Origin of the sequence: Intestinimonas sp. MSJ-38, assembly GCF_018917925.1 — a bacterium.
Lineage (GTDB): Bacteria > Bacillota > Clostridia > Oscillospirales > Butyricicoccaceae > Pseudobutyricicoccus.
The window spans coordinates 152,672-167,695 of the sequence record NZ_JAHLPO010000002.1 but is presented as its reverse complement, the minus strand read 5'-3'; the positions used below and the strand labels follow the sequence as shown (position 1 = coordinate 167,695).

Genomic DNA, 15,024 nt, shown 5'->3' with positions numbered 1-15,024 from the left:
GTTCCGCCCCCTCATGCCAAAAGCTCCATGGCCCGAGCGAATTTGGACTTTTCCCAGCCCTTGAGGCCCAGGCTTTTTTCCAGCTCCCGGCGCAAGGCGTCAAAATCCTCTTCCGAACCTTTTTTCAGCTCCAGTTCCCATTCGTCAATGGGGGCCTCTTTGCCCCCGGCCCGAATGCACCCTTGATCCCGGCACAGCTCCACCGTCAATCCCTCCCGGGAAAACAGAGCGGATAAGCGACAAAACTCCATCCGGGCCTTTTCCTGAAAAGGCCCGCTCAAGGTCTCCCGCCAGCTTTCCGGCAGGTCGGGACGGTTCAAAAGAGCCTGCACCCCCTGTTCCAGGGTGTCTGCCTTTTCTTCGATCTCCACCCGGCGGGCCACGCCGTCCTGCATACCGCCGCCTTTGACTGTACACACCGACTCCGGCCCCTCCCGGCGCAGGCGCAGGGCAAAGCCCGCCTGAGCACAGCCGGACTCCGGCGTATCATAATAAAAAGCGCTCATGGGCGTCTCCCCCAAAGGCCCCAGGAAGGGGGCCAAAAGAGGATGGGCAAACAGATCGATGCCTTCCTCTCCTTTGTACTTCACTTCGATTTCCATGTTCTGCTCCTTTGCTCCGCAGAAGGTCTGCGGCCATACCGTGCCTATGATACCTATTTTATATGGGTATTGTATCACGGCCCGTCCCCTGTCTCAAGAAGGGGGTTTTTTCCCTTAACAAACAGCGATTCCTATGATATACTTCTATATTAGGTATATTATTCTTAGAAAAGGCGGCCAAAGCCGCCGGAAAGGGCGGGTTTCTGTGAAGAATCGAGTGACGGTGACCATCGGAGGCATGGAATATCATCTTCTGGCCGACGACGACCCCCAATATGTGAAAAAAACCGCCGAGCTGGTGGACCGTAAACTGCGGGAAGTGCACCAGGGCTCTGCCAATCTTTCGGCTTTGACAGCGGCAGTGATGGCCGCTTTGAATATTGCAGACGATTATTACAAGGCCCAGGCGGCTTCGGACAGCCTGCGCAGCCAGATCCGGGAATACGCCGATGAAGCCGCTTCCCTGCGGGCCGAACTGGCCCGGCTGAAGCGGGGATAACCGGACCCAACAGACAGACCAGGCAAAGGAGGAAAACAAAGCCATGGCTTTGGAGCTGATGAGCCCCGCCGGTTCTTTGGAATCGGCCATGGCCGCCATCGCCGGCGGCGCCGACGCCATCTATTTCGGCGCCGGAGACTTTAACGCCCGGCGCAGCGCCAAGAATATTTCCGGAGAGGAGCTCCCCGAGCTTTTGCGCTATTGCCGCCTGCGGGGCGTGCACACCTATGTGACGGTGAACACCCTTCTCACCGACCGAGAACTGCAAAAGGCCGCTTCCCTCATTAGCACACTGAACCGGGAGGGAGCCAGCGCCGTCATCGTCCAGGATCTGGGCGTGCTGCGCATGGTGCGGGCGCTGGCCCCCGATCTGCCGGTGCACGCCTCCACCCAGATGACTGTTCACGACCTGGCGGGGGCCATCGCCTGCAAAGAGATGGGCTTTTCCCGGGTGGTGCTCTCCCGGGAGCTGCCTCTGGATGAGATCCGCTTCATCACAGAGCGCTGCGGCATCGAAACCGAAGTGTTCTGTCATGGAGCTTTGTGTATGTGCTATTCCGGCCAGTGCTATCTCTCTGCCGCCATCGGCGGCCGCAGCGGCAACCGGGGCCTGTGCGCCCAGCCCTGCCGCATGGCCTATGGCTTTGACGGCGGAAAACCCGCCCCCTGGCTCAGTCTGAAGGATCTGTCTCTGTGCACCCACCTGCAGGAGCTGGAACAGGCCGGGGTGGCCTGCGTCAAGATCGAAGGCCGGATGAAGCGGCCGGAATACACCGCCTTGGTGACCAGCATCTATAAAAAAGCCATCCAGCAGGGAAGAGCGCCCACCCAGGAGGAAATGAAGCAGCTGGAACAGGTTTTCTCCCGCAGCGGCTTTACCGACGGGTATTATACAGGGAAAACCGGCTCCCAGATGTTCGGTGTCCGTCGGGAAGAGGACGCCCGGGCGGCCCGGGGTGTTTACGCCCAGGCCCGCCAGCTCTACGAGGGGAAGGAAAATCCCCGGGTGCCCATTCATCTGTCCTTTACCGCTCTGGAAGGGCGGGAGATGAAGCTAACCGTCACCGATGGAGACGGCTTTTCCTATGAAGCCCAGGCCCCCATGGCAGAATGGGCCATTTCCCGGGCTACCACCCAGGAAGAAGTGGCCCGGAACCTGTCCAAAACCGGCGGCACGGTGTTTTATCCGGAAAAGATGGACATTGCTCTGGACCCCATGCTGCGCATCCCGGCCAGCACCATCAACGCCATGCGCCGCCAATGCCTGGACGGCCTTACCTCCTTGCGCCGCCGGTCGCCCCGGCGGAGAGAAGGGGAGTGGCAGCCCGGTGCACGGCGTCTGGAGCACCAGGGAGAGCCCGGCCTGATTTTCCAGGTCCAGCGGTTTGACCAGCTTTCTGCCCCTCTCCTTGTTCTGTATCCGGACTATGTGTATCTTCCCCTGGAGGAGTGCGTCCGGCATCTGCCGGAGTGCATCGCCCTGCAACAGGAAAAGGGCATCCAGGTGGCTCCGGTTCTGCCTCGAATCATGTTCGACAGCCAGTGGCCGCCGTTTTTGGAGATGCTGCGCCAGTGCAAAAAGGCGGGGATCGGCCAGGTGGTGTGCTCCAATGTGGGCCATGCCGCCCTCCTGAAGGAAAGCGGCTTTGCCCTGCGGGGTGATTTTGGGCTGAACATCATGAATTCCCAGGCTTTGAAGGAGCTGAAAGCCCAGGGGCTCCAAAGCGCCACATTGTCCTTTGAAATGACCTTCCCCCAGATGCGGGATGTGAGCAAGGCTTTGCCCTGCGAGGCCATCGTCTACGGCCGTCTGCCCCTGATGATCTTTGAAAACTGCGCCATCCGCCGGGGAGCGGGAAAATGCGCCTGCAAGGAAGGACAGCATTTCCTTTCGGACAAGACCGGCCGCCAGTTCCCCCTCTTTCCCGAGCCGGGATGCCGCAACACCCTTTATAACAGCGAACCGGTGGTGCTCAGCGACAAAAAGAAGGATTATACCCGCCTGGGCCTGCGCTATGTCCGCCTGTGCTTCACCACCGAAAGCGCCCAGGAATGTGCCGCCGTGGCCCGCCGCTATGACCAGGGACTGACCATAGAAGGGCGCTTTACCCGGGGACTTTATTACCGGGGTGTGGAATAAATCCATAAAAATTTTCTTTTTGTTCGCCAAATTGTCTGTCTGATGCGTTAAGATAGGAGTACTATGGAAACACTAAAAATACAATGTATCCCTGATAAAATGGGCCGTCTGGCCCCCGTGCCCCAATATGCCACCCCCGGCTCCTGCGCCATGGATCTGCGGGCTTTTCTTCTGGAGCCCATGACCTTGCAGCCCATGGAGCGGGCCGCCATCCCCACGGGCATCGCCATTCAGCTGCCCGCCCTCCATGCCGGGCTGGTGCTGGCCCGCAGCGGCCTTGCCACCCGCCAGGGGCTGACTCTGGCCAACGGAGTGGGGCTCATCGACACCGACTACCGGGGAGAGATCCTGTGCAGCGTTGTCAATCTTTCTTCCTCTCCCATCACCGTGCGGGACGGCGACCGGATCGCCCAGCTGATGGTGGTGCCGGTGGTGCAGGCCGAACCCATGCCCTGCGAGACCCTGGACCCCACAGAGAGAGGGGCCGGTGGTTTCGGCTCTACCGGACGAAATTAAGGAGGATCTATGCTGATTCTGGCTTCCGCCTCCCCCCGCCGCCGACAGCTGCTGCAGGGGTTGGGGCTCTCTTTTGATGTTCGCCCGCAAAACTGTGAGGAAGTGAGCGATGCCGCCCTTCCTCAGGACTATGTCACCCAAATCGCTTTGCAGAAGGCCTGCAGTGCTTTAAAGGGGGCCGGGGAAGGGGATGTGGTGCTGGCCGCCGACACCGTGGTCTGCCTGGAAAACACCATCCTGGGCAAACCGGGCGCCTTGGCGCAGGCCCGGCAGATGCTGGAGCAGCTCTCGGGCCGCACCCACAAGGTGTGCACCGGCCTGGTGCTGATGAGCCACAGCCGTACCCTGACCCACTGGGAAGAGACGGCGGTGACCTTTTATCCCCTGTCCCGGGAAATGATCGATTGGTACCTTTCCACCGGCGAGCCCATGGACAAGGCCGGTTCCTACGGCATCCAGGGCAAAGGCGCTCTGTTGGTGCAGCGGGTGGAAGGAGATTTTTACAATGTGGTAGGCCTGCCTCTGGCGCCCCTGGCCCGACTGTTTTCGGAGATGGGGCTTCCCTGGGCGGGAGAAGGGGGCCGCGGGCCCCTGTTAGACGATCCGGCGTGAGGTGCCGCAGAACATGAAACTTTTTTCTTCCAAATTATTTTGCTGGGCTTTGGCCCTGTTTTTGTGCTCCTCGGTGCTGCTGGGGTTCAACCTGGCCACAGGAAGGCTCACCTTCCTGACAAACGGCACCGGTGTGCTGGTGACCCCGGTGCAGCAGGCTTTGACCCGGGCCGGGAATTTCGTCAGCGATGTGTTCGGCTATTTTTATCGCTATGACAGCCTGGTGGAGGAAAACCAGGAGCTGGAAAAGCGGGTACAGGAGCTGGAACAGAAGGAGCGGGAGTATTACGCCGCCATCGACGAAAACACCTATCTGCGGGAGCTGGCCGGACTGCGCCGGAAAAACTCCCAGTTTGAATATGAGCTGGCCGAGGTGATCGGTCTTTCCAGCGACGGTGTCTCCACCACTTACACCCTCAGCCGAGGGGAAAAGGACGACATCGAAGTCAATGACGCCGTGGTCACAGGAGACGGCCTGGTGGGGTATGTATCCAGCGTGGGTTATAACTTCTGCGAGGTCAAGCCGGTGACCGATATCTCCCTGAAAATGGGCGCTGTCATCTCCCGCACCCGGGAAGTGGTGGTGGCCCAGGGCAGCTATGACCTGGCGGAAGACGGACTTCTGCGCCTGTCCTATCTGAAAAACGACAGCGATGTGCTGGTGGGAGACACGGCGGAGACCTCGGGCTACGGCGGCATCTTCCCCAAGGGCCTGCTCATCGGCACCATCACCGAAGTGCTGCCCGAAAGCCACGGCATCTCCACCTATGCCAAAGTGAAGCCGGCCGTCGACCTGGATTCTTTGAAAAAGGTGTATATCATCAAGTCCTTTGACATCACGGAGTAAGCCATGCAAGAAAGAAAAAATTTTCGCTGCCGGATGGCTCTATATGCCCTGTTGGTGCTTGTGTGCTTTCTGCTCCAGTTTTCCCGGGGCACACGGCTGACTTTGTGGGGAGCCTCCCCCGATGTGCTTCCCTTTCTCTTTGCAGCGGTGGCCCTGTTTGAAGGGCCCTATGTGGGAGCCATCTTCGGCTTTGCTGGGGGGATTCTTTTGTCGGTGAATTCCACGGCCCCCGAAGCCCTTTTGTCCATGTATTACAGCCTGGGCTGTTTGGGCGCAGGCTTTTTTGCCTCCCGCTATATGCGGAGAGTGTTCCCCACGCTGCTGATGTGCGGCATTTTTCTTTCCCTGTTCAAAACCCTTTTGTCCTTTTTCTTCTTTTACGCCCTGGTTTATGAAGCCCATTCCCCAGGGCTATTGCTGACGGCGGGGAAGAGCCTTCTGTTGTCCCTGCCTTTTTCCCTTGTGGTCTATCTGATCGTCAAACACATCCATTCCCGCTTTACGGCTGAGGAATGACCCATCCCCCGGAGAGGATCGTCTATGAATCGAAGAAGTCAACTGAAACGAATGGCCCTGCTCAGTGGTTTTCTGGTAGTGGCCCTGGGCCTGATGGTGCTGCGCCTTGTGGATCTGCAGATCGTCAACGGCGCTACCTATCAGGAGAAAGCCCAGCGGAAGATCCTGCGCACCTATGACCAGCCGGCCTCCCGGGGAGAGATCCTGGATTGCTATGGCCGGCCGCTGGTATCCAATACCTTGGGCTTTTCCATCTCCTTCGATTACTATTCCTGGGAAAAAGAAGAACAGAACCAGGTGATTCTGGATATCTGCGCCATCACCCAGCAGGCGGGCATCGAGCATTACGACACCCTGCCTATCACAACAGATGCTCCCTTTGCCTATACCTTTGCCTCCTACGAAGAAGACACGGCCAAGAACCTTCGCTCCTTCATCGAGGACAACGAAAAGCTGTGGCGCATCCCGGTGGAAAAAGAAGAGCTGAAAAAAGCCGCAGACAAAAAACTCCCGAAAGATGCGGACACCGATGAGCAGACGGTACACACGGCCCTCCAGGCCCTCAGCGCCGTGGTGGATCAAACCGCTCCCGATTACATCGTCCGCACCCTGGAAGATCTGTCGGCTCCAGAGCTGATGGAGTTGCTGCGGGAAAAATACGACATCGATCCCTCTCTCTCCGACGCCCAGGCCCGCCTCATCGCCGGTGTCCGGTATGAAATGGATCAACAGCAATTCTCCTCCTACAACAACCTGTACACCTTCGCCAGTCAGGTGGATGTGGAGACGGTATCCCTGGTGGAAGAGCGGAGCAGTCAAATGCCCGGCGTCACCATCACGGTGGACAATGTGCGTCAGTATGACACCACCTATGCCTCCCATGTACTGGGCCGGGTGGGAAAGATCTACCGGGAAGAGTACGAAGAGCTGAAAGACCAGGGCTATGGCCTCAACGACACCATTGGCAAAGACGGCCTGGAAAAAGCCTATGAATCCTATCTCCGGGGTATTGACGGCGAAAAAGCGGTGGAGACCAACATCAACGGAGATGTTATCAATGAAACCGAGACCAAGGAACCTCAGCCGGGAAGCAATGTAATCCTGACGCTGGATCTGGATTTGCAGGCCGTGGCCGAGGGGTCCCTGGCCAGCACCATCCAGTCCATCAAAGAACGGGGCCAGCGCAACCACAGCAGTGGCTGGGATGTGGAAGGCGGCGCCGCGGTGGTCATTGACATCGACACCGGCGGTATCCTGGCCTGTGCCTCTTATCCCACTTACAACCTGGCCACCTTCAACCAGGATTATCAGATGCTCTATGATGACCCCTTGAAGCCCATGTTCAACCGGGCCATTATGGGCGCCTATCCTCCCGGCTCCACCTTTAAGCCGGTGACCGCCCTGGCCGCTTTGGAAAGCGGCACCATCACCACTTCCACCAAGATCCGGGACGAAGGCGTTTACACCTACTATGCCTCCAGCGGCTATACTCCGGCTTGTTGGATCTGGAACGACAAGCGGGGCACCCACGGTCTTCTGGATGTGAGCGGCGCTTTGAAATATTCCTGTAACTACTTCTTCTATGAGGCCTCCCGGCTCATGGGCATCGACACTCTGAACTACTATGCCAAACAGCTGGGCCTGGGTGAAAAAACCGGTGTGGAACTGCCCGGTGAAGTGGCAGGCAATCTGGCCGGTCCGGAAAGCCGTGAAGCAAACGGTGAAACCTGGTGGCCCGGTGAAACCCTGCAGGCCGCCATCGGCCAGAGTGAACAGCAGTTCACCCCCATCCAGATGGCGAACTATATGGCCACCATCCTCAACGGCGGCACCCGGTACCGTCCCCACTTCCTCAAACAGGTGGTAAGCTACGATTACACCCAGGTGGTGGAAGAATACGAACCGGAAGTCCTGGCCGAGATGGATATCTCCGAAAGCACCATTGAAGCCATCAAGGAAGGCATGCGGGGCGTGGTTACCGACGACGGTACCGCCGCCAGCGTCTTCCGGGATTATCCCATTGCCGTAGGCGGCAAAACCGGTTCGGCCCAGACCACCGCCAGCAAGAGCCAATCGGCCCACGGTGTCTTTATTTCCTTTGCTCCCTATGACGATCCCCAGATCGCTGTATTCGTCCTGGTGGAGCACGGCGGCAGCGGCGGCAATGTGGCCCCCATCGTCCGGGATATCTATGACGCCTATTTTGGCAAACAGACCAATCCCGATCCGGCGACTCAGGAAAACACGCTGATTTACTGATTTTCTACGCTGCCGCGATTGATTTTCCATTGCATGCCGGCATCTGATACAGTATAATAAAATCACTATGGGGAGAATGCTCCGCCGGTTTTGCCGGCGGAGCTCAAACGGGAAGGAGATGTTCTTCGGTGGGAACGGTGATCATCACGGCCTCCGGCAAGGGAGGGACGGGTAAAACCTCCTTTTGCTGCGGCACGGCGGTGGCCCTGTGCGCCCTGGGCGAAAAAGTGCTGCTGGTGGATGCCGACAGCGGTTTGCGGAACCTGGATATCGTTTTGGGCATGACCGACCAGCTGCTGTTTTCCTTTTCCGATGTGATCGCCGGGCGGGCCTCGCTGAAGGAAGCGGCCGTCAAGCATCCCATTGTCAAAAACCTGCGGGTGCTCACCGCCCCGGCCTCCAGCAAGCTGGAAAGCTGCGTCACCAAAGAAAAAGTGGCCGCTTTTCTCCAGAACTGCCGGGCTCATTTTACCTATACCATTGTGGATTGCCCTGCGGGACTTCCGGACACCATTTCCTATTTTGCCGCCGGGGGAGACCGGGCGGTGATCGTGTCCACCCCGGATTACACCTCCCTGCGGGGGGCCGAACAGGCCGCCCAGATCTTCTACCGGGAAAAAATGGACAATGTGCGCATCGTGGTCAACCGGGTGCGCCCGGGAATGATCGAACAGGGGGATATGGTGAACATCGACCGGGCCATGGATCTTTCCGGCCTGGGTCTTTTGGGGGTGGTGCCCGAGGACCGGGATATCATCGCCTGCGGCAACGCCGGAAAGGTGCTGATGCTCTATTCCGAAGGCCCGGCTGTCACCGCCTATCAGAACATCGCCCGCCGCCTGAAGGGGGAAAAGGTACGGCTGATGAAACTTTGAAAAAAGAGCCGGGGTCTCCCGGCTTTCCATACAGATCGGAGAAACGGAGTGAGAATAGATTATGAATATCGCCATCATTGCGCAAAACAGAAAAAAAGAGCTGATGGTTCAGTTCTGCATCGCCTATTGCGGCGTTCTCTCCCAGCATGAGCTGTGCGCCACCGGTACCACCGGCAAGCTGATCATGGAGGCCACAGGGCTGAAGGTCAACTGCCTGCTGCCCGGCATCAGCGGCGGCGATGAGCAGGTGGCCGCACGGGCGGCCTACAACGAACTGGACATGGTGCTGATCTTCCGGGACCCTCTGGACAAATACAGCGGCGATTCCGATTTCACCAACCTGCAGCGTCTGTGCGACATGAACAACATCCCCTTTGCCACCAATGTGGCCACGGCGGAAGTCCTCATCCAGGGCCTGATCCGGGGCGACCTGGCCTGGCGTGATATCGTCAATCCCAAAAACAACAAATCATAAAAAACGCCGCCTGAGATACAGGCGGCGTTTTTCATCATTCATCCACTTCACCCGCCACAACGGAGGGCATGTTTTCCTTTTCCTCCGGCTTGAGCAGGGCGTTGAGTTCTTCCATCAGCTCATCTTCGTTGAGGATGGTGTAATAACGGCAGCAACTTCCAAACACATCGGTTTCCAGCCGGTTCATTTCGCCCAGAAGAATGGTCCGGCCCCCCTCCAGAGTGAGCATATAGGTCACGGCCCCATGAGGAAAGGTTTTCGGCCTCTGAAAGGGCAGAAAATGGGGAACAACCCAGGCTTTTTTCAGAATACTCTCCAAAGCATCCTGAGGAAGTTCCTGTTCCTCTCCTTGAATGGGGTAATAATAATGAAGAACATCCCACTCTGGCGCCCGATACAAGATGGTATCCACCTGCTGTCCCTTTAAAAACAACGGGTGTGGCACATAGAGCACAAGGAGCAAAAACAGCACCACCAAAGCGGCAATCCACCGAACTCTCTTCCGTTTGTCCATCTTCTTCATTCCTTGCACCCCTCTCTGTGATTTCGTGACTTTATTTTATCAGATTTGAAAATTTTCATCAACCATGAGGATAAAAAATCCCCTGACCATAGGTCAGGGGATTTTTCACTTCTAACAGAGATCAGATCTTTTCATAGAGACGGTACAGAAGCAGGATGCCTTGCTCCACGGTGCAGGGATCTCGGGGAGCCAGGGTGGTGTCCGATGTGCCATTGATGACGCCATTGGCCACCAGCGCCTTCATGCCGTCTGCGTCCCGGGCCTCCTGGCTGTGGAAGGCATAGTCCACCAGGCCGTTCACCGCCGAATAGGAGTAGGTGCCATTTCCCAGATAGATGCCGAACTCTTCCATGTTGACAATACCGGCGGCCTGGGTGGTGCTGTGATTTTCCTTTCCTGTTCCATAAACCTGGATGGGGAAGCTGCCCTCGCTGTCCGATCCGTAATAGATCTGACCGCCGCCGCAGTCATCCCGGCCCATGGGCTGCGCATCTTCCGGCAGAACGATGCCGTCATAGCAGAAATTATAATAGGTCATGGGGTTTTTATGCTGGATCTGGAACTGGATATGGGAGCCCTCCTTGAGCACGGGAACCTCTCCATCTCCCTTTAGCCCCAGATCGGAGGCCTTCAGGCTGCCCAGGTAGCCGTCATAGGTGACGGTGACCTTCACATCCTTGAGGGAGGAATACACATTCACCGACAGCCAATCGGAGGGTACTTCCATCTGTGCCTTTTTGGCTGCGGGCATCTGGAGTCCTGCGGCCTGCACCGGCAGCACACCGGCCAGCAACACCATGGAAGCCAGAAGCGCCGTCATCCGGCGGCCCAACATACGCAGGGGTCTTTTCATCAAGCATCTTCCTTTCTGTTTCATTGTGCAATCATATTACCGTATCCTCCATTTTCTTTTAACAATGCTTCTCTTCCGGCTCTTGACTTTCCCTTGCAAAAAGGATAAAATATCTCCAAGCACCGTGATGAAGGCGACTTAGTAGCCGGTCACCACCGCAGCAGAGAGAAACGCCCTGGCTGAAAGCGTTTTGCGGAAAGGAACTGGGGAAGACAGCGCCGGAACGGCGGGCGGAGACGCCTGCGGCAGCCTCCCGCACCCTTGAGGCATCAAAAGGGCGGTTTTCCGCCGAAATTGGGTGGCACCACGAAAGACTGCGCTTTCGTCCCATGTGAGGGACGAAGGCGTTTTTTTATTTCTCTCAAAAGAACAGGAGAAGGACTATGAGCAAAATGAAACCCCGCACCCTTTCCGGTTTTATGGAGCTTCTGCCTCACCAGCAGGCCCAGATGAACTGGATGATGGACATTCTGCGCCAAAGCTATGAGCTGTATGGCTTCACCGGCCTGGACACACCGGTGATCGAGGCCGCCGAAGTGCTGCTGGCCAAGGGCGGCGGCGACACCGAAAAGCAGATCTACCGCTTCCAGAAGGGGGACAGCGATCTGGCTCTCCGCTTCGATCTCACCGTGCCCCTGGCCAAATATGTGGCCCTTCACTATAACGACCTGGCATTTCCTTTCCGCCGGTATCAGATCGGCAAGGTCTACCGGGGCGAGCGGCCCCAGCGTGGACGCTTCCGGGAGTTTTACCAGGCGGACATCGACATCATCGGCGATGGCAAGCTGGATATCCTGTGCGAAGCTGAAATTCCCTCGGTGATCTACCGCACCTTCACCGCCCTGGGCCTTGAAGATTTCCAGATCCGGCTGAACAACCGGAAGGTGCTCAGCGGTCTGTTTGACCTGCTGGGGCTGGGGGACAAGGCCACCGATGTGATGCGCACCATTGACAAGCTGGAGAAGATCGGAAAGGAAAAAGTGCTGGAAGTGCTCACCGGCGAGTTTGCCGTGGCGGAAGATGCCGCTTCCAAGCTGCTGGAAGTGCTGGAAAGCGCCGATCCTATGGAAGCTTTGGAAAAGCTGAAGGGCCAGAACGAGCTGCTGGACACCGGCATCCAGGAGCTTTCCCAGGTGGTACGCCACATGGAAGATTTCGGCGTACCGGAGACCCACTTCAAAGTGGACCTGACCATCGCCCGGGGCCTGGACTATTACACCGGCACCGTTTATGAGACCCAGATGACCCGGCATCCGGAGATCGGCTCCATCTGCTCCGGCGGCCGCTATGACAACCTGGCGGCGTTTTACACCGATAAACAGCTGCCCGGCGTTGGCATTTCCATCGGCCTGACTCGGCTGTTTTATGTGCTGGAGGAGCAGGGCCTGCTCAATGACGAGCTGCTCACCGCTCCGGCGGATGTGCTGATCCTGCCCATGACCGAGGACCTTAGCCCGGCCATCTCTCTGGCCACCCAGCTGCGGCAGGCAAACATCCGCACCCAGCTTTACACCGAGCAGAAGAAATTCAAAGCCAAGATGAGCTATGCGGACAAGCTGAAAGTACCCTTTGTCCTCTTCCTGGGCGAGGATGAGGTCAACGCCGCCGCCGTTTCCATCAAGAACATGCGGACAGGGGAGCAAGAGACCATTCCCCAGGAGCAGGCCGCGGGCTGGCTGCTTTCCAAAATTGCCCTTCTCAGCGAGGGCAAGCCCATCCGTCCGGAAGAATAAACAATTATCACCATAAGGAGATGTTTTTATGTCGATTTTTCTCAACCCTCAACGGCATTACTGCGGCTCCCTGCGAGAAGAGCACATCGGGCAGCGGGTCACCGTCTGCGGCTGGTGCGCCCGTATGCGGGACCTGGGCGGCCTGATCTTCATCGACCTACGGGATCGGGAAGGCATCGTCCAGTGCATCTTTGACGAGGCCGACAACAAAGAGCTGTTTGATCTGGCCTTCACCGTTCGTTCGGAATACACTCTGAAGATCGAAGGCGTGGTGCGCCAGCGCTCTTCCATCAATGACAAGATCCCCACCGGCCGCATTGAGATCCTGGCCGACAGCCTGGAAATCTACGAAAAGGCCGACACCCCGCCCTTTGAGATCAGCGACGAGGCCACGGTCAACGACGCCCTGCGTCTGAAATACCGTTATCTGGACCTGCGCCGTCCCTCTTTGCAGAAGTCCCTGGCTTTGCGCCACAAGATCGCCCATGTGGCCCGGCAATATTTTGACGAGCAGGGCTTCCTGGAGATCGAAACCCCCATGCTCACCAAGTCCACCCCCGAAGGAGCCCGGGACTATCTGGTGCCTTCCCGGGTGCATCCCGGCGAGTTTTACGCTCTGCCCCAGTCCCCCCAGCAGTACAAGCAACTGCTGATGCTCTCCGGCTTTGACCGGTATATCCAGATCGTCCGCTGCTTCCGGGACGAGGACCTGCGGGCCGACCGTCAGCCGGAATTCACCCAGATCGACCTGGAAATGTCCTTTGTGGATCAGGAAGATGTAATGGCCGTCAACGAAGGCTTCCTCCAGCGGGTGTTTAAAGAAGTGCTGGATGTGGACATCACTCTGCCCATTCAGCGGATGCCCTACCAGGAGGCCATGGAGCGTTTCGGCTCCGACAAGCCCGACCTGCGCTTCGGCTATGAGATCTTTGATCTGTCGGAAACAGTGAAGAGCTGCGGCTTCGGCGTCTTTGACGGCGCATTGGAGCAGGGCGGCACTGTGCGGGGCATCAAGATCGAAGGCGGCGCCAAATTCAGCCGCAAGGAGATCGACAGCTTGACTGAGTTCGTCAAGACCTATCGGGTGAAGGGCCTGGCCTGGGCCAAGGTCAACGAAAATGGCGAGCTGAGCTCTTCCTTTGCCAAGTTCCTCAAGCCGGAGACCATGGAGGCTCTGCTGGAGAAGGCCGGAGCAGGGAAGGGAGACCTGGTGCTCATCGTGGCCGACACCGACACCGCGACCGCCCTCAATGCCCTGGGTATGCTCCGGTGTGAAGTGGCCCGGCGGATGGACGCCATCCCCGAAGGGGTTTACAAGCTGCTGTGGGTCACCGATTTCCCCCTCTTCGAGTACGGCGAGGACGACGAAGGGAAGAAGCGGCTCTATGCCAAGCACCATCCCTTCACCGCTCCCAAGGACGAGGATCTGCCCTTGTTTGAAACCAACCCCATCGCCATGCGGGCCAAGGCCTATGACATCGTGCTCAACGGCACCGAGCTGGGCGGCGGTTCCATCCGTATCCACCGCAGCGATGTGCAGCAGCGGATGTTCAAAGCCCTGGGCTTTGAAGAAGCCGACATCCAGGAGCGTTTTGGCCATATGATCGAAGCCTTCCGCTATGGCGCACCTCCTCACGGCGGCCTGGCCTATGGCCTGGACCGGCTGGTGATGCTCATGGCCGGACGGGACAGCATCCGGGATGTGATCGCCTTCCCCAAGGTGCAGAACGCCAGCGACCTGATGATGCATTGTCCTTCTCTTGTGGACGAAAAGCAGCTGAAGGAACTGAGCATCGCTCTGGATATCCCCGAAAAGAAAGAATAATTCCCAAAAGGGCTGGGCGGCGAGCCGCCGCTCCCTTATCCCCCAAAAGGGCCGGTATTTGCCGGCCCTTTTTCTATCCAAATTCCATGACTCCGATTTGTAAATATTGCCTATTTCTTTTCTTTGGCAGCGTGATAAAATATATATAACCAATTGATACTGCCCATGAAGAGAAAGGGGGATCACTATGACCTTCATCAGAAAACATAAATGGACTCTCATCGTACTCTGTGCTCTGGTGGTGCTGTGGACAGTGATGGAAGTAACGCAAGGACTGCTTACTCAGTATACCAGTTCCCTGCGGGAACAACTTCCCGCCCTGCGCAACCAGGCCCAGGTGGAAGCCATTGAGACAAAGATCGAATTCTGGCAGCCGATCAGCCTGTTTGTGAGCAATTTCTGGGGCTATTTGATTTATTTCTTCATGGCATTGCCTTTGCTGACCTTGCTTTTCAAACTGGACTCCTGGCTCACCCTGGCCTATTATCTGCTGGCTCATCTGTGCACCTACATCTTCTCCTGCCTGATCATGGGCGGTGGGTTGGAGATGGTTACAGCTCCCTTGAAGCAAAGCGGCTATATGATGCTGCGGGGCTACCTAATCTGGGCAATTTGTGCCATCGCTCTCCATTTCTGGAAAGGACAAAAGCGGAAAAAAGTCCAGGCATAACAAACACAACAAAAAACAGCCGGGACATCCCGGCTGTTTTTTTATCCAAAGATCCCTATATCGAAAAGGGACTGCCTGC

15 protein-coding genes are annotated in these 15,024 nt (G+C 57.4%); 12 read left to right on the top strand and 3 right to left on the bottom strand.

Translation table 11 applies throughout. From position 1 onward, the window contains the following. Window positions 1–11: 11 nt before the first annotated feature. Window positions 12–602, bottom strand: a complete 591-nt coding sequence (locus KQI26_RS02090; RefSeq protein WP_216503006.1) for a CYTH domain-containing protein — start codon at window positions 600–602, stop codon at window positions 12–14. A 205-nt stretch (window positions 603–807) separates the two neighbouring features. Here KQI26_RS02090 and KQI26_RS02085 point away from each other — a divergent pair, with 205 nt between their 5' ends. The 9 genes from KQI26_RS02085 to KQI26_RS02045 all read left to right on the top strand — a co-directional run bounded on the left by KQI26_RS02085 (window position 808) and on the right by KQI26_RS02045 (window position 9,341). After that, the gene (locus KQI26_RS02085; RefSeq protein ID WP_177613628.1) at window positions 808–1,101 is read left to right on the top strand and encodes a cell division protein ZapA; all 294 of its coding nucleotides are present in this window, start codon (window positions 808–810) and stop codon (window positions 1,099–1,101) included. A gap of 43 nt (window positions 1,102–1,144) precedes the next feature. Then, the gene (locus KQI26_RS02080) at window positions 1,145–3,241 is read left to right on the top strand and encodes a U32 family peptidase (RefSeq protein WP_216503004.1); all 2,097 of its coding nucleotides are present in this window, start codon (window positions 1,145–1,147) and stop codon (window positions 3,239–3,241) included. 63 nt (window positions 3,242–3,304) lie between these two features. Further along, a complete protein-coding gene (gene dut / locus KQI26_RS02075) occupies window positions 3,305–3,757 on the top strand; it encodes a dUTP diphosphatase (protein ID WP_118746336.1) in 453 nt (150 codons plus the stop codon). Window positions 3,758–3,766: 9 nt separating this feature from the next. Beyond that, window positions 3,767–4,369: a nucleoside triphosphate pyrophosphatase gene (locus tag KQI26_RS02070; protein ID WP_216503002.1), complete on the top strand. Its 603-nt coding sequence runs from the start codon at window positions 3,767–3,769 to the stop codon at window positions 4,367–4,369. A 13-nt stretch (window positions 4,370–4,382) separates the two neighbouring features. After that, complete coding sequence (mreC, locus tag KQI26_RS02065; protein ID WP_216503000.1) at window positions 4,383–5,216, top strand: rod shape-determining protein MreC; 834 nt, start codon at window positions 4,383–4,385, stop codon at window positions 5,214–5,216. Between the two features lie 3 nt (window positions 5,217–5,219). Then, the gene (locus KQI26_RS02060) at window positions 5,220–5,732 is read left to right on the top strand and encodes a hypothetical protein (protein ID WP_216502999.1); all 513 of its coding nucleotides are present in this window, start codon (window positions 5,220–5,222) and stop codon (window positions 5,730–5,732) included. Window positions 5,733–5,756: 24 nt separating this feature from the next. Continuing rightward, a complete protein-coding gene (gene mrdA, locus KQI26_RS02055) occupies window positions 5,757–7,991 on the top strand; it encodes a penicillin-binding protein 2 (RefSeq protein WP_216502997.1) in 2,235 nt (744 codons plus the stop codon). A gap of 128 nt (window positions 7,992–8,119) precedes the next feature. Further along, window positions 8,120–8,866 (top strand): septum site-determining protein MinD, encoded by a 747-nt coding sequence (minD, locus tag KQI26_RS02050; RefSeq protein ID WP_177613622.1) that lies wholly within the window; start codon window positions 8,120–8,122, stop codon window positions 8,864–8,866. A 61-nt stretch (window positions 8,867–8,927) separates the two neighbouring features. Beyond that, complete coding sequence (locus KQI26_RS02045; RefSeq protein WP_118746330.1) at window positions 8,928–9,341, top strand: methylglyoxal synthase; 414 nt, start codon at window positions 8,928–8,930, stop codon at window positions 9,339–9,341. Window positions 9,342–9,375: 34 nt separating this feature from the next. Here KQI26_RS02045 and KQI26_RS02040 read toward each other — a convergent pair whose 3' ends face one another. Both KQI26_RS02040 and KQI26_RS02035 read right to left on the bottom strand, forming a co-directional pair. Further along, the gene (locus KQI26_RS02040) at window positions 9,376–9,864 is read right to left on the bottom strand and encodes a hypothetical protein (RefSeq protein ID WP_216502996.1); all 489 of its coding nucleotides are present in this window, start codon (window positions 9,862–9,864) and stop codon (window positions 9,376–9,378) included. A gap of 121 nt (window positions 9,865–9,985) precedes the next feature. Further along, a complete protein-coding gene (locus tag KQI26_RS02035; protein ID WP_216502994.1) occupies window positions 9,986–10,717 on the bottom strand; it encodes an S-layer homology domain-containing protein in 732 nt (243 codons plus the stop codon). Window positions 10,718–11,100: 383 nt separating this feature from the next. Between KQI26_RS02035 and hisS the strand changes: the two genes are divergently transcribed. The 3 genes from hisS to KQI26_RS02020 all read left to right on the top strand — a co-directional run bounded on the left by hisS (window position 11,101) and on the right by KQI26_RS02020 (window position 14,945). After that, window positions 11,101–12,450: a histidine--tRNA ligase gene (gene hisS, locus KQI26_RS02030; protein WP_216502992.1), complete on the top strand. Its 1,350-nt coding sequence runs from the start codon at window positions 11,101–11,103 to the stop codon at window positions 12,448–12,450. Between the two features lie 28 nt (window positions 12,451–12,478). Next, window positions 12,479–14,275 carry an aspartate--tRNA ligase gene (aspS, locus tag KQI26_RS02025; protein WP_216502990.1) on the top strand — a complete coding sequence of 599 codons (1,797 nt, stop codon included), beginning with the start codon at window positions 12,479–12,481 and terminating at the stop codon, window positions 14,273–14,275. Window positions 14,276–14,462: 187 nt separating this feature from the next. Next, window positions 14,463–14,945, top strand: a complete 483-nt coding sequence (locus KQI26_RS02020) for a hypothetical protein (RefSeq protein ID WP_216502989.1) — start codon at window positions 14,463–14,465, stop codon at window positions 14,943–14,945. Window positions 14,946–15,024: the final 79 nt, after the last annotated feature.